The following is a 17,102-nucleotide window of genomic DNA, read 5'->3' as shown; positions in this document are numbered from 1 at the left end:
ACCCCCCTGTCTACCAACAGGAATTCCCACCAGCCTACGCCTGAAGTCGCTGCAAAGGGGAGACACAGGCGAATCTCCCCAAATAACTGGTTAATTTTGGCGCAATTGTTGACAGACAACCTCGATGGTAATCTCACTGTCAAACCAGTCGCATCCAACCAAACAATTTACTCAGCCACAAATCAACTTTTGACAGTCATCAATCCACTCCTTCCTCTGCCAATTGTAGAGGATTTCGCCCAGAAACAATCATAAAACCCACAGAATCAAGCGTCATTTGTGGCTGGCGAATCCCTTCTAAAATTGCTGCCTTCAAAGCACTTTCTATGTTCAATTCTTCAGCTAATTTATGCTCCCAAGGTTGTCGATTGAGACGCAGGTGTAATTTTTCTAATCTATTACCTAATTCCTGCTCGGCAGCCTGAGTAGATTTTTGACACCAGTCGATAAAATCAGGGTGATTAGTGAGTAATTCCCCAGAGGTTTGACGGGTTTGCTCGCATAAATTCCGCCATTTACTCGCATCTACAAAATTATCCAGAATTGCTAAACGTTCCTTAGCTAAATTGTAATCTCGGCGGTGATTACTGGTTTTATTTTGATAGGGACGTTCTAAAATATTTAACAGGATTTCATCCTCAACAATACTCATTGGTTCATAGCGTGCATCAATAAAAATTGTTTTGACAGTTGGCGGCAATAAAGCATCTACACGCCGCTTCAAGATTGTGTCTAGGGAACTATCCAATTTGTAATCTATTAACACCTGTTGAACAAATGTTAAATTAGCCTCAATGAGATAATTGCATCGGAAACCAAACCACTCCATGCCTTCCCCAGCATCCCAAGATGGATCTGTGCGCCAGATGGCAAAGGCTTGACCTCGGTCATCCCAAGCCATATAGTTTGAGACTGATTCCACCAATGGTTCCCCAATTCGCAACAGTTTAATGCCAGGATTTTGGTTGGCAACCCTGCGCTTATAAGTAGCAAATTGCTCTAGATAACTATTGGCAAAACGAGATTTTAATTCATTTATAGGCACAAGAGTCCGAGTTGTGGGTTGATAACGCCGCATCTCCAAGGAATTGGGGTTGTTGATTGGCTTAAATGCCAGTACGTCACAAAGCCAGCCTTCAATTGCTTGTTTAATTTCTAGATGGCAAGCATCATAATTGTCTAGGTCGGCAAAAGTTTGGATGGAGACTTCATCATTAGCGTCAATCTCATCTAAAACATTCTGTTCGCTAATTTTGCCGATTTCTGCGGTAATTTCTGCCTGAATCGGCTCAACCATCGCCAAAAGTCCAGCCGCACTTGATTGAAACAAAGTTGTTTCTAATGCGGCAAGTTTCTCGTCTACGTAAAACTGTAAACTGGCAATTGATTGTTGAAAGATACCAAACCCATCTTTTAAGAGTTGATACCAAGCATTATGGGGGCTATCTTCCAAATAAGGGCCTATCAAAACTGAAGATTTTGCCGCTATTTTGCTGCCAATGCGGTCAATTCTGCTGATTCTTTGCTCTAATTGATTAGGCGACCAAGGCAGGTCAAAGTGAATTAAACAGTCAGCAAACTGAAGGTTTAGTCCTGCTTCCCCAGTGCGATCGCAGACCAAAATCCAACAGTTTGGGTTATCCTGAAACCGACTGATGCTTTGCTGAATTTTTTCTGGTGATTCTCCGAATTGATAGCTTGCTACTGTTGCTTCACCGAAGATATCAGACAAATACCGCACAATTGCTGTACAACTTTGCACAAAACTGGTAAATACGACAATTTTAGGCAGAGTATCGTCGGCAGTAGGTCTACGGATTCTCTGCTGTATCCTGAGTAATAATTGATTTTGGTTTTTCCGCACAGTTGGCGGGATTTTGAAGAATTCAGCTAGCTGATTTAACAGCACTGTTTTCAAATTTTCCCTACGTTCTCCGTCTTCTAGAGGTTGACGCAGAATTTTGAGTATGGATTGTAGAATTTCTGCTTCTTCTGGGAATTGGGCGGTTGAGGTTAAGATTTGCACATCATTTGTCCCAAACTCTTGGATGAGTCGAGAATCGGCTTTACCACTCAAACGGGCAGTAATTACCTGTTCTAAAATACCTAACCAAGTCCCGGAAGCCCGGAATAACAGCAGAAAAATCCGTTTATACTGCTCCTGATGGGGGGCGACAGTACGCCATTGATCGATGAGTTCGTGAATATCAAGCGATCGCTCATCTAAATCATACTCTTCTTTAGGTATGATATTGCGGTCAAATATCACATCTTCCACCGCCGCACGACTGTTACGAAGCATTCGCCGCGACAGGCGATAGGTATCCTGAATGTGAGTACAAATGGCGCGGACAATCTGTTCTTGTTCAGGGGAATTTGTTTGTAAACAATTTTCCCAATCGTCTACTAGCTTCAGTAAATACTCATCCTCAGCCAACAAATGCCGTAATTGTTGGAGGTTGGTTTTCAGAACAGTAGGCTTTGTCGCTGCTTTTAAAGCCAGGAGAACTCTACCAATTTCCTGACGAGTTGCCACTCTAGCGCGAAAACCTTGTACATCATCCAGTTTATAGCTTGTGGGATCGAGCAAGTGCAGCATTACCAAAAAATCTCGCTCGTGGTGGAGAACTGGAGTAGAGGATAATAACAGTAAGCGATCGCTCTTATAAGCCAGATTTTTGCAAGCATCAAAACGCTGGCGCACTGTTGCATCCCTAGAGACTGCCATTGCTGCAATCTGCTGGGCTTCATCTAAAATTACACAGCCGATATCCACTTTCAGCCTAATTTGATGGATATCTTCCAGCGTTACCACAGCTACGCGGTTAGGAAAATGGGAGATGTAAAACTTGTTTTCTAACTCAGTCCGCCATTGTTGAACCAAATATCGTGGAACTACCACCACCGCAGTTTTTTGCGGTTCATCAATCAGGAATTGACGCAGAATTACACCAGCTTCTACAGTTTTCCCCAATCCTACGTCGTCTGCTAGCAAGTAGCGTTGAATTGGATCTCCCAGTACACGCCGAACAACTTCAACTTGGTGCGGATAAAGTTCAATATTCGCCGACATCAGCCCTGTCATCCCTTGACTCACAGCCCGTTGCTGAATCAAGCATTTAGCTAAAGCCAATCTTCTGTCATGGAAGTAGGGCGTTTCGTGTCCCTTAATTGCTAGAGTTTCCGTTGGATCAGTGATCGGTAAATTACATCTAACGTAAATTTCCTCCTCACTAGCTAGCATCGTTCTCTTATTGGGTAGATCAATTTGATACTGCTCTATTTCTTCGTCCCAAGCCGCAATTCTGCCAATTATCCATTCATCCAGACTTGTCCATTTGATATAACATCGAGTCTGATGCTCAAGCCTGACTGGAGATAGCGAATTTAAAGGTACTGTTTTTTGAGAAGATTGTCCTACTGAGCAGAAATACTCGACAATCACATCAAAACCCGATATTTCAATGACCTTTCCGATGCCCAAATTGTTATTCTGGGACTGCACAAATGAACCAACCTCAATCATAATTTCAGTCCCCTATACACACTAAGAAAATTTTGCCAAAGAGTTTGTTAACCCATATCTGACAATCTGGGAAATTGAGTTGACATACTCCCCCCCCTAGAAGAGCAGAGATTCTGGGGTCAAACAGCAATTGCAGGCCAGAGCCAGTCTCACATCGCCTAACCCAATGGGTAAATATATAAACAGTAAACTGGTGTCACAGTAAAAGCGGTCTCATTGCCCTGAGATGTAAATTGGTATATTAATTAACAAATAGTAAATGATTATGGTTATAAATTTATTTTGGATCAATGGCAAAAACATTAAATAGATATTTATCTATAGTTTACCACAGTCAGCAAATATAATCAGATCCACTACCTCAGCATATAGCTGGACGGGTTGTCTCACTGCCCGTCTGACTCACGATTCAGTTTTTGGTAGGAGTCGAGTCGGGAATCCCTTCCCCAGCCTCTGTTTCACAATCAGACGTGAGTCTTTCGATTCATCCGACTCCTCAATGAACAAAGGTATTTAATGCAAGAATTTTGAATTTTGTAGGCGCAGCCTTTGCTACGCTGGCGTAAGCCTACCCGCAGGGTATTTTGAATTCGGAGCGCAGCGACGTGACTTGGTGCTGTCTCACGTTTGTTGGTTTTCGCGCACCGATGTCAGGCTAATCTCTGAGTTGCTGGTGAGCATCTGTTAGCTTTTGTTAGTCAAACACTGACTAGATGTTAACCCTCTAACTACAGGTTTTAGAGAATATTTGTCAACACCAAACAATAAACTATCCAAATTGACTGTTAGTAAGGTGCGTCAGAATGAATAGTTTCTTGGTATAGCTAGGGTTACTCGTACTGACACACCCTACATTTTGGATGTTTTTTTATCTGTAATTCTCTTAGTCTCTACTTATGCACACATGCCAGCTAACAAAAATTTTTCCTGACTTTTATTATATTTTCTGCGTTTAATAATAAAAAATTAATTTTTCATATCTGAGAAGATTTTAAATTAAATTAGCCAAAAAAATGTATGTGTTCTTACAATTGGCAAAAAATCATAATTTGTATATGAATTTTAATTTATATTTCTTAATTTAGCATTTTTTCATTTAACCTATACTAGAGAAAATTTTAGTTCTGCAAATTAAATGATTAAAAATCTGATTGGTGATTATTCCAATCTTTCTCTGCTAAATCCACGTAATGACTCTTCATTAGATACAAACAACAATCAGCAGAAACGAATTAAATGCTCAATTTGTGATTATTGTGTAGATGAAACAGATGAGTCAGCATTTACAACTTTTTTCTGCAATGTTAGAGCTTTTCACCATGAAAAATTCCCAGTTTGGCGGTGTCCGCAGTGTCAGTCTATTCATTGTTTAGATGTAGTCGAGCTTAGTCATTACTATGCAAAATATCCTTTTACTCAAGCTGTAATGACATGGACTTTAAAAATTTTATATAAAAACCTACGCCAACAGCTATCTCAGCATGGGTTTTCTCAACACCATTCATTTCTTGATTATGGCTGTGGTACTGGTTTGTTTGTCAGGTATCTACAACAACAGAATTTTACCAATTGTTATGGTTACGATCCTTATGCGCCAAAGGAAAATTTTGGCGATGCTAAAATTCTGGAAAAAGGCCCATTTGATTACATATTGCTTCAAGACGTTATTGAACACGTTGAAGAACCAAGTGCTTTATTATCTGAATTAGATTCCTTACTCGCGCCTGGTGGTTATATTTTGATTGGCACACCAAATGCAGCTAATATAGACCTTTCTCAGCCTCACATATCTGATTTTTATAACTCAGTTCATGTTCCTTATCACCTGCATATTTATACTCGCAGTGTACTAGAATCTCTGGGAATGAATCAGGGATGGAAACCTGTAGATTTTTTTGACCGAGCTTTTCATGATACACCTTGGTTTGGGTTAAATACTCGTGCTTGGAATGAGTATCAACGCCTCTTGGATGGTACTATCAATGTAGTGTTTCAACCAATCCAATTAAAAAAAGCTTTGTCCTCCCGTAAATTTATTTACTACGCTATTTTTGGCTATTGGTTAAGTTTGCACACAGAGATGGCAATTATGTTCCGCAAAACTTAATTTTTAGACTGGGTAAAAAGTAGTAAGTTTGATTAATTTCATAGCTCTTTAGAGATGTTGCAGGCGCAATATCTCTAAAGGCTTGATTAATATCCATAAGCGGGACGCTACGCCAATGAAATGTACAGCCTTTCATTCGCGTTAGCAGGAAAGTCAGCGTCCCGTAGGTCAGGATAAGAGAAGCGTTGACTTGTCTGACGCGACGTTGCGCGAACAGGTATGCTCTCGCATCTGGCATACTTAAGTATTCTTATACTAACAAAATAACCTTACGTAGACTCTTTGACTTTTTAGACATCCTCTTAAAGTAACCGTTAAAAAATGATTAATCAATGTTCAACATTAGACAATAAAATCTTAACTTTTGACTGATATTTTGAGGCCATTATCTACCAATTCCCATCACCGGGTTATCTTTAGCCAAGCAAAATCTGCATTTACCCTGGTAAGAAAAAATGGCAACAAACACAATTCGTTTTGCCCAATTCAATGCTTCCCTTAACCGGAACGCAGCCGGGCAATTAGTATCTGATTTAACTAACTTTGATAATCCTAATAATGATGCAGCAACACAGGCTAGAGTCAACCAAGCTAAAACAGTTGCAGAAATTATACAGCGCAATAATCCAGATGTATTGCTGATTAATGAGTTTGACTATTCTCCCGAAGCTGTCAATCTTTGGAGAGAAAATTTCCTACAAGTTAGTCAGAATGGTGCAACACCTGTCACTTACCCCTACTTTTATATAGCTCCCTCTAACACAGGTATAGCTTCTGGGTTTGACTTAAACAATAACGGTGCAACGGTGACAACACCCGGTACAACCGGATACGGTGATGATGCTTTTGGCTTCGGTAATTTCCCCGGACAATTTGGGATGTTGCTACTGTCAAAATATCCCATTGATACTGCTAAGGTTCGCACCTTCCAAAACTTTTTGTGGCAGGATATGCCAGGAAACCTGTTGACTAATGACCCAACAGTAGATGATCCTAATACTGCGGTGAATGAAAATCTCAATGGCTTTTATTCACCTGAAGAAATTAATATTCTGCGTCTTTCTTCTAAGAGTCATTGGGATGTCCCCATTCTCGTCAACGGTGAGACAGTTCATGTTTTAGTTAGTCATCCCACACCACCTGTATTTGATGGTGCAGAAGACCGCAATGGTAAGCGCAACCATGACGAAATTCGTTTTTGGGCTGATTATGTGACTCCCGGTCAAGGTGATTATATATATGATGATGGGGGTCAAACTGGCGGGTTAGCGGCTGGCTCTAGCTTTGTAATTATGGGGGATCAAAATGCAGACCCCAATGATGGTGATAGTTACAATCAAGCTATTCTGCAACTTTTGCAAAATCCCAACATTAATACTAACGTAATTCCTAGCAGTCCCGGTGCTGTTGAACAGACAAATTTGCAAGGTGGTGTAAATAATAACCATCAGAGTAATCCAGCTTTTGACACCGCAGACTTTGCTGATACAAGCCCAGGAAATTTGCGGGCTGATTATGTGTTACCTTCATCGGACTTACAAATTAGTAATTCTGGAGTCTTTTGGCCTAGCAATACTGTTCCCACATTTCCCTTAGTGGGTACTTTTACCTCTAGTCTCCCCGGTGGTTTTCCCAGTTCAGATCATCGCTTGGTGTATGCAGATGTGCAAGTGGGTGCAACTGAAGCCGGAAAAACAGTTGTTAGTGCAGAATTTAACGAGCAAACTATATTTAACACAGGATTTATTCCTACTGGGGATGCTCAATCAATCAATGGTGTTGATTTAGCTGTAGGTGGGTTGTCTGGTGTTACTTATGATGCGGCTAATAATCAATATTATGCCATTGCTGACGATCGCTCATCTAATGCCCGGTTTTATACTTTCACTCTCGACCCTGTTACCAATGCAGTCACCTTTACCAAGGTTATACAACTCAAGGATAGCAATGGTAATCCTTTTGCAACTAATAGCCTTGATCCAGAAGGGATTGCCTTCACAAATAATGGTACAGTATTGATTTCTTCAGAAGGAGAAATCAGTGCTAATCGGATTGTTGAACCCTTCATTAAAGAATTTAACCTGACAACAGGGGAAGAAATTAGATCATTTGCTGTTCCTGCTAAATTTCAACTACTATCTAATGACCTGAACCAAGATGGTGTTTTAGGTGGTGGTGAAACCCAAACTTCAGGAGTAAGGAACAATTTAGCTTTTGAAAGTTTAACAATTTCACCTGATCAAAACACCTTATATACAGCCACAGAAAACGCCTTAATTCAAGATGGCGATCGCACTACCTTAAATGCTGGGAGTAATTCTCGGATTATCCAATACAACTTAGTCACAGGACAACCAGAAAAAGAATATCTTTACATAGTTGATCCTATTCCCAAAGCACCTAACCCTAGTAATGGTTTTTCTGATAATGGTTTAGTAGATTTATTAGCCATAGATAACCGGGGTAGTTTATTAGCTTTAGAACGCTCTTTTGCTGTTGGACAAGGTAACACCATCAAAATCTACGAAATCAGCTTACAAGGTGCTACTGATATCAGCACCATTGACTCTCTCAATAGTTTAAGCACGGAAGAATTAGCAGCTATTCAACCTGCTCAAAAACGCCTCGTATTAAATCTAGACTCCCTCAACTTGCCGAATAGTGACGGCAATCATCCTACAGGTGTAGATAATATTGAAGGTTTGGCTTTTGGGCCGAAATTGGCAGATGGTAGACAGTCTATTGTCTTAGTGAGTGACAATAACTTTAATGCAACTCAATTTACCCAAATTTTGGCTTTGAGTGCAGATGTAGTACCAACAGTGACACCCATAGTAGAAACTCGTCCTGACTTGTTGGATGATCCTAATTTACCTTTTAGTCAGAGGGCGGATGCTGATGACCCGGCCATTTATGTTCATCCCACCGACACTAACCAAAGTTTAGTATTAACTGCGGTCAAAAATGGCGGTTTACGGGTTTATGATTTGTCTGGTAATTTGTTACAAACCATTAATCCTGATAACACTCGCTACAACAACATTGATTTGCAATATGGGTTTACATTAGGTGGTGCAGAAATTGACATTGCAGTAGCGAGCGATCGCAATAATGATCAACTAGCAATCTTCCAAATAAACCCCAATGCCACTAACGGCAATTATTTAGAAAATATCACCGACAACAACATCGGCACAATTTTCCAAAATACCCCTTTCCTACCACCTTATTCTCCATCTAGCCGCAGTGCTTACGGACTCACAATATATCGCAGTCCCTTCACCAACGATTACTATGTCTTCACTGGACGCAGAGAAACAGGAGACATCGCCCAGTTTAAATTAATCGACATGGGCAACGGTAGAATTGGTGCAGAACGAGTCAGACAATTTACCGTACCTACAATTAATGATATCGACCCTCAAACCGAGGGCATGGTTGCAGACCAAGAAACCGGTTTTCTCTACATCGGTCAAGAAAATGTCGGTATTTGGAAATTTGATGCAGAACCCAACGGTAGTAATATCGGTAAACTAATTGATTCAGTCAAAGATTTGGGTGGTCAAAATCTTGTCGATGACGTAGAAGGTTTAACCATTTACTACGGTGCAAACGGTACAGGTTATCTACTCGCATCTAGTCAAGGAGACAACACCTTTGCAGTTTACACCCGTGAAGGTAACAACGAATTTTTAGGACGTTTTGCTGTTGGTAACAATGGGTCAATTGACAGCGTACAAGAATCAGATGGTGCAGATGTCATTAACGTTCCCCTTGGTGCTAATTTCCCATTCGGTTTATTTGTCACCCAAGATGGTAATAACGACCCAGCTACATTAGTCGAAGATGATGGCGAACTAGAAAACATCAATAGCAACTTTAAGTTTGTACCTTGGGAAAATATCGCTAATGCTTTTCCCAAAACATTAAACATTGACACTAGCAGTTACGACCCCCGCAACCCTGTAATGCAACCCAGATTAACTAATTACGAATTTACCAACTTACCCAAATTAGGCACAACCAGCACAGGTCAAGATATCTTTTTAGGTGGCTTCTCTGGCTTGTATTTTCAAGGTACTGCACCTAATGGTAATTTACAATTTGTCACCCACACAGACCGGGGGCCAAATGGAGAACCCACAGGTCAAAATCGACCATTTTTATTACCCAACTTTCAACCAGAAATAGTCAGTTTTGAACTCAACCGCCAAACAGGTGAGATTACTATCACCAAGCACACAAAATTATTCCGTGAAGATGGCACAACACCATTAACAGGACTACCAAATTTGCAAGCTGTAGCAGGTGGTTTAGCTTATACTGATGAAGTTGGTGTTGATTTGAATGGTAATGTTTTAACTAATGACACATTAGGGGCTGATTTAGAGGGAATTGTCATTGCACCAAACGGTGATTATTGGATGGTTGACGAATATCGACCAGCAATTTATCACTTTGACAGTAACGGTAAATTAATTAATCGTTATATTCCCCAAGGAACAGCCACAGCACTCAACCCAGACGCAGCAGCAGGTACTTTCGGCACAGAAGTATTACCAGCAGTTTACGCCCAAAGACGCAATAACAGAGGTTTTGAAGCAGTAGCACTGGAAGGTAACAAGCTTTATGCTTTTATTCAGAGTGCCATTGATAACCCAGATGTTGCTAATGATGCAACTTCTCGAAATTCCCGTAATTTGAGAATTTTGGAATTTGACATTATTTCCAAACAAGTTACTGGGGAATATCTCTACCTACTTGATGATATTTCTGGTAGTGGTAATGCTAGAACCGACAAAATTGGTGATGCTGTTGCATTAGGTAATGGTAAATTTGCCGTTGTCGAAAGAGATGATAGAAGTGATAACACTTCCAATAAACTCATCTACCAAATTAATTTAGCAGGGGCAACTAATATTAATAATCCTGCTAACTTTACCTTGCCAAATGGTAAAACTATTGAACAATTAACCACAGCAGAATTAGCGGCTGTTAATATTCAAACAGTTAGCAAAAGTTTGATTGCTAATGCTGCCCAATTAGGTTACACAGGAGTTGAAAAATTAGAAGGTTTAGCATTAGTTTCAGACAACACTCTGGCGTTAATTAATGATAACGATTTTAACGTTACTGGTAATACGCCTGTTGAAAAATTGGGAATTTTAGAACTACCGAACAGCATAGCAAGTGTTGATTTAGAGTTGAGTCAAAATGTAGATGTTACTAACCCAGTGATCGGGGGAGAAGTAACCTTCACTTTGAGCCTCTTTAATAACAGCCCACTTGTTGCTAACGGTATTAAAGTTACAGACTTATTACCACAGCAATTTACTTTCATCTCTGCAACACCAGAACAGGGAACTTACAACAATCAAACTGGTGTGTGGGATGTGGGAGAAATTGCAGGTAATAACACCCGCACCCTCACAATAACCGCCAAGGTTAACCAAAGTGGCGCATTGACTAATCGAGCAGAAATTACTGCTCAAAATCAACCTGACTTGGATTCTCAGGCAGGTAATAACAATCCACTAGAAGACGACCAAACTTCAACGACTGTAAATATAGCTTCTCCTATGGTGACACTCAAAGGTTTTGCATCTCTTCCTGCTGACACTTTCGCTGCTGGCCCTGTATCCGGTGCAGCTGTAAATAACCCAACAAATGGCCGTCCTACGCCTTTCCCTGGTCAACCAGTGCAAGGTTTTAGCGGTGTACAGTTTGCGCCTAATGGTGGTGGTGATGTATTTTGGTTTTTAGCAGATAACGGTTTTGGAGCTAAAAACAATAGTGCTGATTTTCTGTTGCGGATTTACCAAGTTAACCCGAATTTTGCGGGTTCAGAAAATGGTAATGGTACTGTTGCGGTTGAAAGCTTTATTCAACTGTCTGACCCTAACAAGTTAATCCCCTTTGATATTGTCAATCATGACACGGCAACACGGCAACTGACTGGGGCTGACTTTGATATAGAGTCCTTTGTCATTGATGCCAATGGGGATATCTGGATAGGTGATGAGTTTGGGCCATACTTACTACATTTCAATAGTGAAGGTGTTTTATTAGAAGCACCCATCCCCACACCTAACCCGGTTCAACTCAACACTCTCAACGGTGAAGCACCGATTGTTATCGGACATCGGGGTGCTAGTGGAGAACTGCCAGAACATACCATAGAAGCCTACCGACTGGCAATTTTGCGCGGTGCAGATTTCATCGAACCCGATTTAGTATCTACTCAAGATGGGGTATTAATTGCCCGTCACGAACCCAACCTGATTAATACTACTGATGTCGCCAGTCGTCCCGAATTTGCCGACCGTAGAAAGACGATGATGGTAGATGGGGTAGAAGAAGAAGGTTTCTTTGCTTCTGATTTTACCTTGGCAGAAATTAAAACCCTGCGTGCTGTCATGCCCCAAGGTTATCGCGATCAGGTGTTTAATGGTGTGCTGGAAATTCCCACCCTGGGCGAAATCATTGATTTACTCAAAGAGGTGGAAGCACAAACGGGTAAGAAAATCGGTATTTATCCCGAAACTAAACACCCCACCTATCACGACAATTTGGGCTTGTCTCTGGAAGAAAAACTGATTGACACCCTCAAAGACAAAGAATTTACTGACCCCACCCGTGTATTTATTCAATCCTTTGAAGTCAGCAACCTCAAGGATTTGAATAACAACATCATGCCAGCCGAAGGTGTAGATATTCCCTTGGTGCAGTTGTTGGATGCTTACGATGTGGCAAATGATGGCACACTTTTATACGAAAGTGTGAATGCTCGACCCTATGATTTCACAGTGGCAGGTGATACCCGCACTTATGCAGATTTGCAAACTCCTGAAGGTTTACAGGAAATTGCTACCTATGCTGACGGGATTGGCCCTTGGAAACGGATGATTGTCTCAGTTAGGACTGTAGACAATAATAATGATGGTCAGCCTGACGACCTAAATAATGATGGTGTAATTAACGATGCGGATAAAGTTACCCTACCACCTAGCAGCTTAGTTAGTGATGCTCATGAGGAAGGGTTGCTGGTTCATCCTTACACCTTCCGCAATGAAGGACGCTTCTTAGCTTCAAACTACAATAACAATCCTGAATTAGAGTATCGTCAATTCATTAGCTTGGGTGTAGATGGTTACTTTACCGATTTCCCCGGTACAGGTGATTTGGTGCGTGATCAAATTACGGCTGATGAAGTGCGTTCACCCCAAAATCCCACTGTTTTATCTCAACCCGAATTTGATACCCTCAATGGTCAAGCTCCGATAGTGATCGGACATCGTGGCTCAAGTGGTGAACGTCCAGAACATACCCTAGAAGCATACAAGTTAGCCATCATTCAAGGTGCAGATTTCATTGAACCTGATTTAGCCGTCACTCAAGATGGTGTATTAATTGCTCGTCATGAGCCGATGTTAGCAGTCGCGGTTCTCAATTCCGATGGCACAATTCAACGTGATGCTAACGGCAACCCTGTTATTAATACCACCAACACCAGCACCGATGTTTATCTCCGTGCAGAATTTGCCGATCGCCTGACAATCAAAAATTTAGATGGTCGCAATGTGGCTGGTTGGTTTGCGGAAGACTTCACCCTGGCAGAAGTTAAACAACTGAATGCGATTGAACGTCTCCCGGCTTTACGTAGCACTGCTTTTGATGATGACGGGTTAAAAGTTCCTACCCTGAAAGAAGTCATTGATTTGGTGAAAGAAGTCGAATTAGAAACCGGTCGTCAAATCGGTATCTATCCCGAAACCAAACACCCCACCTACTTCCAACAGCAAGGTTTCAACACCAGCCAAATCTTAATAGATACTCTCAAAGCTGAGAACTTTACCGATCCTACTCGCATCTTCATTCAGTCCTTTGAAGTCAGCAACCTCAAAGAACTCAATAACACCATCATGCCCGCCGCCGGGGTTGATATTCCTCTGGTGCAATTGTTCGGTGGTTCAGGTAGACCTTATGATTTTGTAGTCAGTGGTGACACTCGTACCTATACTGACCTCACCACACCCGCAGGGTTGGCGGAAATTGCTACCTACGCTGAAGGTATTGGGCCTAACAAACAGCGCATCGTTCCCCAGTTGACGGTGGATAACAACAACGATGGTCAGCCTGATGATTTGAATGGGGATGGTGTAATTAGTGATGGCGATCGCGTTTTAGGCACACCTACAACTTTAATCCAAGATGCCCATGCAGCAGGTTTGCTCGTCCATCTCTACACCTTAAGAAATGACGAGTTCTTCCTTCCTGATACTTACAACAACGACCCTGGTGCAGAGTTCCGTAAGTTCATTGATTTGGGTGTAGATGGTTTCTTTACCGACTTCCCCAAAACAGGACGGCAGGTATTAGTAAATGATTACCTCGCTGGTACTGGTTACACTAACCCTAGCAATGACCCCAACACCCCCTACTATGGCGAACTTGTAACAGCAAACTTGAGCAGTTCACGGGGCTTTGAAGGTATGGCATTTAGCCCTGATCGCCAAACCCTCTATCCCATGTTAGAAGGGACTGTTGTCGGTGATCCTGCTGGTTCTGTCAGAATTTACAAATTCGATGTCGCCAGCAAAACCTACCAAGGTCTATTAGGATACTATCAATTAGCAAATCCCAGTCATGCGATCGGTGATTTTACTCCTATCAATAACAACGAGTTCTTAGTTATTGAACGGGATGGTGGACAAGGTAGTGCTGCCGCCTTCAAGAAGATATTCAAGGTAGACTTCAGTCAGATTGATGCTAACGGGTTTGTCTCGAAACAGGAAGTAGCAAACCTGCTCAACATCCAAGACCCCAATGATCTCAATGGTGATGGCAACAATACTTATGATATGCCTTTCGTGACCATTGAAGATGTATTGGTAATCGATGAAAAAACCATTCTAGTCGCCAACGATAACAACTATCCCTTCTCTATCGGTCGTCCCCCAGCGATAGACAACAATGAGATGGTGGTGTTGGAACTGGAACAACCCCTAGCCCTTGATTCCCGCTTGGGTGTGACTGCTGCTATTGCTGAAGCACCGAGTGTCAAATCGGGAACTGCGGGTAATGATACAGCGATCGCTAACGACCCCACTAGCAATGTCAAGGTTGATGGCATCAACGATACAATTTTCACCGGTGCAGGTCAAGATGAAATTGATACTGTATTTGGTGTAATTTCACCTTTTGGCGGTAACAACCGGGTGAATGCTGGTAGCGGTGATGATATTATCACTGTCAACAAAGGCGATCGCGTTTTTGGTAGCGATGGTGATGACATCTTTGAAGCTACCGACGGTAAAGGTAGCAACCGGATGTCTGGTGGTGCTGGTAATGATATCTTCTACCTGGGTAGCAATGACCGCGCTTTAGGTGGTGATGGTAATGACCAATTCTGGGTACAATCTGGTGGTGATAACTTGCTATCTGGTGGTGCTGGTGCTGATCAATTCTGGATTGTTAATACAGAACTACCCACAGCAGCCAATACTATTCTTGACTTCCAAATTGGTACTGATGTGATTGGTATTCTTGGTGCTGCTAGCTTAGGAATTACAACCTCAACACTCCAGTTAAATCAAGTTGGTGCTGATACCCAAATTAGCTTCAACAATCAAACTCTCGCTGTTCTGACTGGTATTCAAGCCAGTGGTTTGAATGTGACTAACTCCAACCAGTTTGTCTTGATTTAACTTGATTTTTCCCCCTTCCCTACTAGGGAAGGGGGTTAATCAACAGACTCTTGCGATGCGTTCAAGTTCACACAGCCCGCTTGAGTGAACCATCGGCGTATAGTTCTAGAGGTACTAACTCAATTTTGCCGTTTACTTTCACTTGAGAATAAACTACTTTTACTAAAGGAGCATGATTTTGGTTGTAACGCAAAGACATAATGTCTCTCCTTTTATCTGTTGTGTAGACTAAAAGGCCGCCATCTCTAAATTTACCTAATTAGTTGGTAGTGCTTGTTTAGTCTTGGGGATGATTGTTAAATCATTCTTTAGTTTTAACACCATTCTATGAAAATTGGTTATAAAAGGTTAAGGGTATTTATAAAGTTTTTGTCAAGTCTGATACTCAATTAGATTAAAAAAAAGAAGATTTTCATCAAAAATATTCCTCAACTCTAGTGGCTGTAGGGTTTTGCAATGCTCAAACCCTACTATCTGTGATTGCAACTTGGTATAATATCAAGCCCACTTAATTACTGATAATTAACTGAAGATGCAGACATTTCTCTGACTCTGTTGCCTGTTGCCTGTTGCCTGTTGCCTGTTCCCTAGCCCTCACAAATATGATAACTATTCTAACGGACATGATATAAGTTCTTGCTTGTGCTTACTTATTGGCATTACAACATTCATAAATAAACCTATGTCTTTTTAGGGATGACGTTTCTGATACCACTTTTAGTCCCGATAGAGTCACCTTGATAACGCGGGATGATGTGAATACTGGCGTGCATCACATTCTGCCCGGCGGCACGATTAACGTTCATTCCCACATTAAAGCCATCAGGAGCAAATTCGGCGGTGAGCATTTCTTGGACTTTATTTACCATCAACCAACAAGCAGATTGCTCTTTGAAAGGTAGCTCAAAATAATTACTCAGATGACGTTTAGGAATTACTAAAACGTGTCCTTTGCTGAGAGGATAACCGTCAAACATAGCATAAGCCGTTGCCGATTCGGTTAATAATCTCAGATTTCTCCGAGGATTGCAAAATATACAATTATTAGATGAGTGACGCTGAGAATTATAAGGAATATACTCATATAATTCTCGACTTTCATCTACATAAATTGACTGACAAGGCAGTTTGACAATACATTGATAAGTCGGCTTTTTGTGGACGTAATGTTCTCGAAAGCCTTCTCTTTTGATATCCCTTCTTACCGCATAATAAGCTTTTCCACCGGGTTTTAATAGATGAGATATTGCCATCAACACCTGAGATTGTTCTTCAGGGAACAAAACATTTAAAACATAAAAGCAAATGATGGTGTCATATTTCTCAGCAGGATATTGGGGAAAATAATAAGGATCATAGCCTGTAATATCCCAGCCTTTTTGCTGTAATAATTTCACATCATTACCAAAGCCACAACCAAAATCTAGTATTTTACCTTGCAGCAGGTTTTGACTGAGTAAAAACTGTGCAGGAAATGACAGGTAATTTCTTTCAATAGCCGTAAGATGGCTGAATTGATTTTTTTGCTGTTTCATGGCAGTTAAATATTTGTATTCCACCTGTCTTAACACAGCTAACGGTGATTTTGGGGACTGGGTAAGCGTGAGCTTGGGTAGGATGCGTCAGTACGAATATTTTCTTGGGATTGCCTGCGTTTTCTCTGACTGACGCACCCTACATATTGGAGACTGTTTAATTTGGCAATCCCTGAACATTACGTAATTTTGAATTTTTTGGGATTCCTTCACAATTTTGTGACCAA

General features: G+C 41.3%; 6 protein-coding genes. 2 read left to right on the top strand and 4 right to left on the bottom strand.

All coding sequences use genetic code 11. The annotated features are described in order from the left end of the window. Positions 1-199: 199 nt before the first annotated feature. Positions 200-3,526, bottom strand: a complete 3,327-nt coding sequence (gene dpdE, locus A3775_RS15525) for a protein DpdE (protein WP_066425750.1) — start codon at positions 3,524-3,526, stop codon at positions 200-202. Positions 3,527-4,661: 1,135 nt separating this feature from the next. On the opposite strand from dpdE, the gene A3775_RS15520 reads away from it, so the two are divergent. Beyond that, positions 4,662-5,633, top strand: coding sequence for a bifunctional 2-polyprenyl-6-hydroxyphenol methylase/3-demethylubiquinol 3-O-methyltransferase UbiG (locus tag A3775_RS15520; protein ID WP_066374820.1), 972 nt, complete (start codon positions 4,662-4,664; stop codon positions 5,631-5,633). Here the strand turns inward: A3775_RS15520 and A3775_RS24330 are convergent. Then, complete coding sequence (locus A3775_RS24330; protein ID WP_156481653.1) at positions 5,614-5,871, bottom strand: hypothetical protein; 258 nt, start codon at positions 5,869-5,871, stop codon at positions 5,614-5,616. The genes A3775_RS15520 and A3775_RS24330 overlap by 20 nt on opposite strands. A gap of 217 nt (positions 5,872-6,088) precedes the next feature. Here A3775_RS24330 and A3775_RS23690 point away from each other — a divergent pair, with 217 nt between their 5' ends. Beyond that, positions 6,089-15,340: a phytase gene (locus tag A3775_RS23690; protein ID WP_082803768.1), complete on the top strand. Its 9,252-nt coding sequence runs from the start codon at positions 6,089-6,091 to the stop codon at positions 15,338-15,340. Positions 15,341-15,407: 67 nt separating this feature from the next. On the opposite strand, the gene A3775_RS25270 is transcribed toward A3775_RS23690, so the two are convergent. Then, the gene (locus A3775_RS25270) at positions 15,408-15,539 is read right to left on the bottom strand and encodes a hypothetical protein (RefSeq protein ID WP_255362680.1); all 132 of its coding nucleotides are present in this window, start codon (positions 15,537-15,539) and stop codon (positions 15,408-15,410) included. 481 nt (positions 15,540-16,020) lie between these two features. After that, complete coding sequence (locus A3775_RS15505; protein WP_066425748.1) at positions 16,021-16,875, bottom strand: HIT family protein; 855 nt, start codon at positions 16,873-16,875, stop codon at positions 16,021-16,023. Positions 16,876-17,102: the final 227 nt, after the last annotated feature.

This window comes from Anabaena sp. 4-3, assembly GCF_001597745.1.
Classification (GTDB): Bacteria; Cyanobacteriota; Cyanobacteriia; order Cyanobacteriales; family Nostocaceae; genus Trichormus.
This window is presented reverse-complemented; position numbering and strand designations above follow the sequence as displayed.

Bases quoted from the DNA above. Each gene is read 5' to 3' on its own strand.
- A3775_RS24330 (WP_156481653.1), bottom strand. From the start codon at position 5,871: ATGCCAGATGCGAGAGCATACCTGTTCGCGCAACGTCGCGTCAGACAA.
- dpdE (WP_066425750.1), bottom strand. From the start codon at position 3,526: ATGATTGAGGTTGGTTCATTTGTGCAGTCCCAGAATAACAATTTGGGC.
- A3775_RS15505 (WP_066425748.1), bottom strand. From the start codon at position 16,875: ATGAAACAGCAAAAAAATCAATTCAGCCATCTTACGGCTATTGAAAGA.
- A3775_RS15520 (WP_066374820.1), top strand. From the start codon at position 4,662: ATGATTAAAAATCTGATTGGTGATTATTCCAATCTTTCTCTGCTAAAT.
- A3775_RS25270 (WP_255362680.1), bottom strand. From the start codon at position 15,539: ATGTCTTTGCGTTACAACCAAAATCATGCTCCTTTAGTAAAAGTAGTT.
- A3775_RS23690 (WP_082803768.1), top strand. From the start codon at position 6,089: ATGGCAACAAACACAATTCGTTTTGCCCAATTCAATGCTTCCCTTAAC.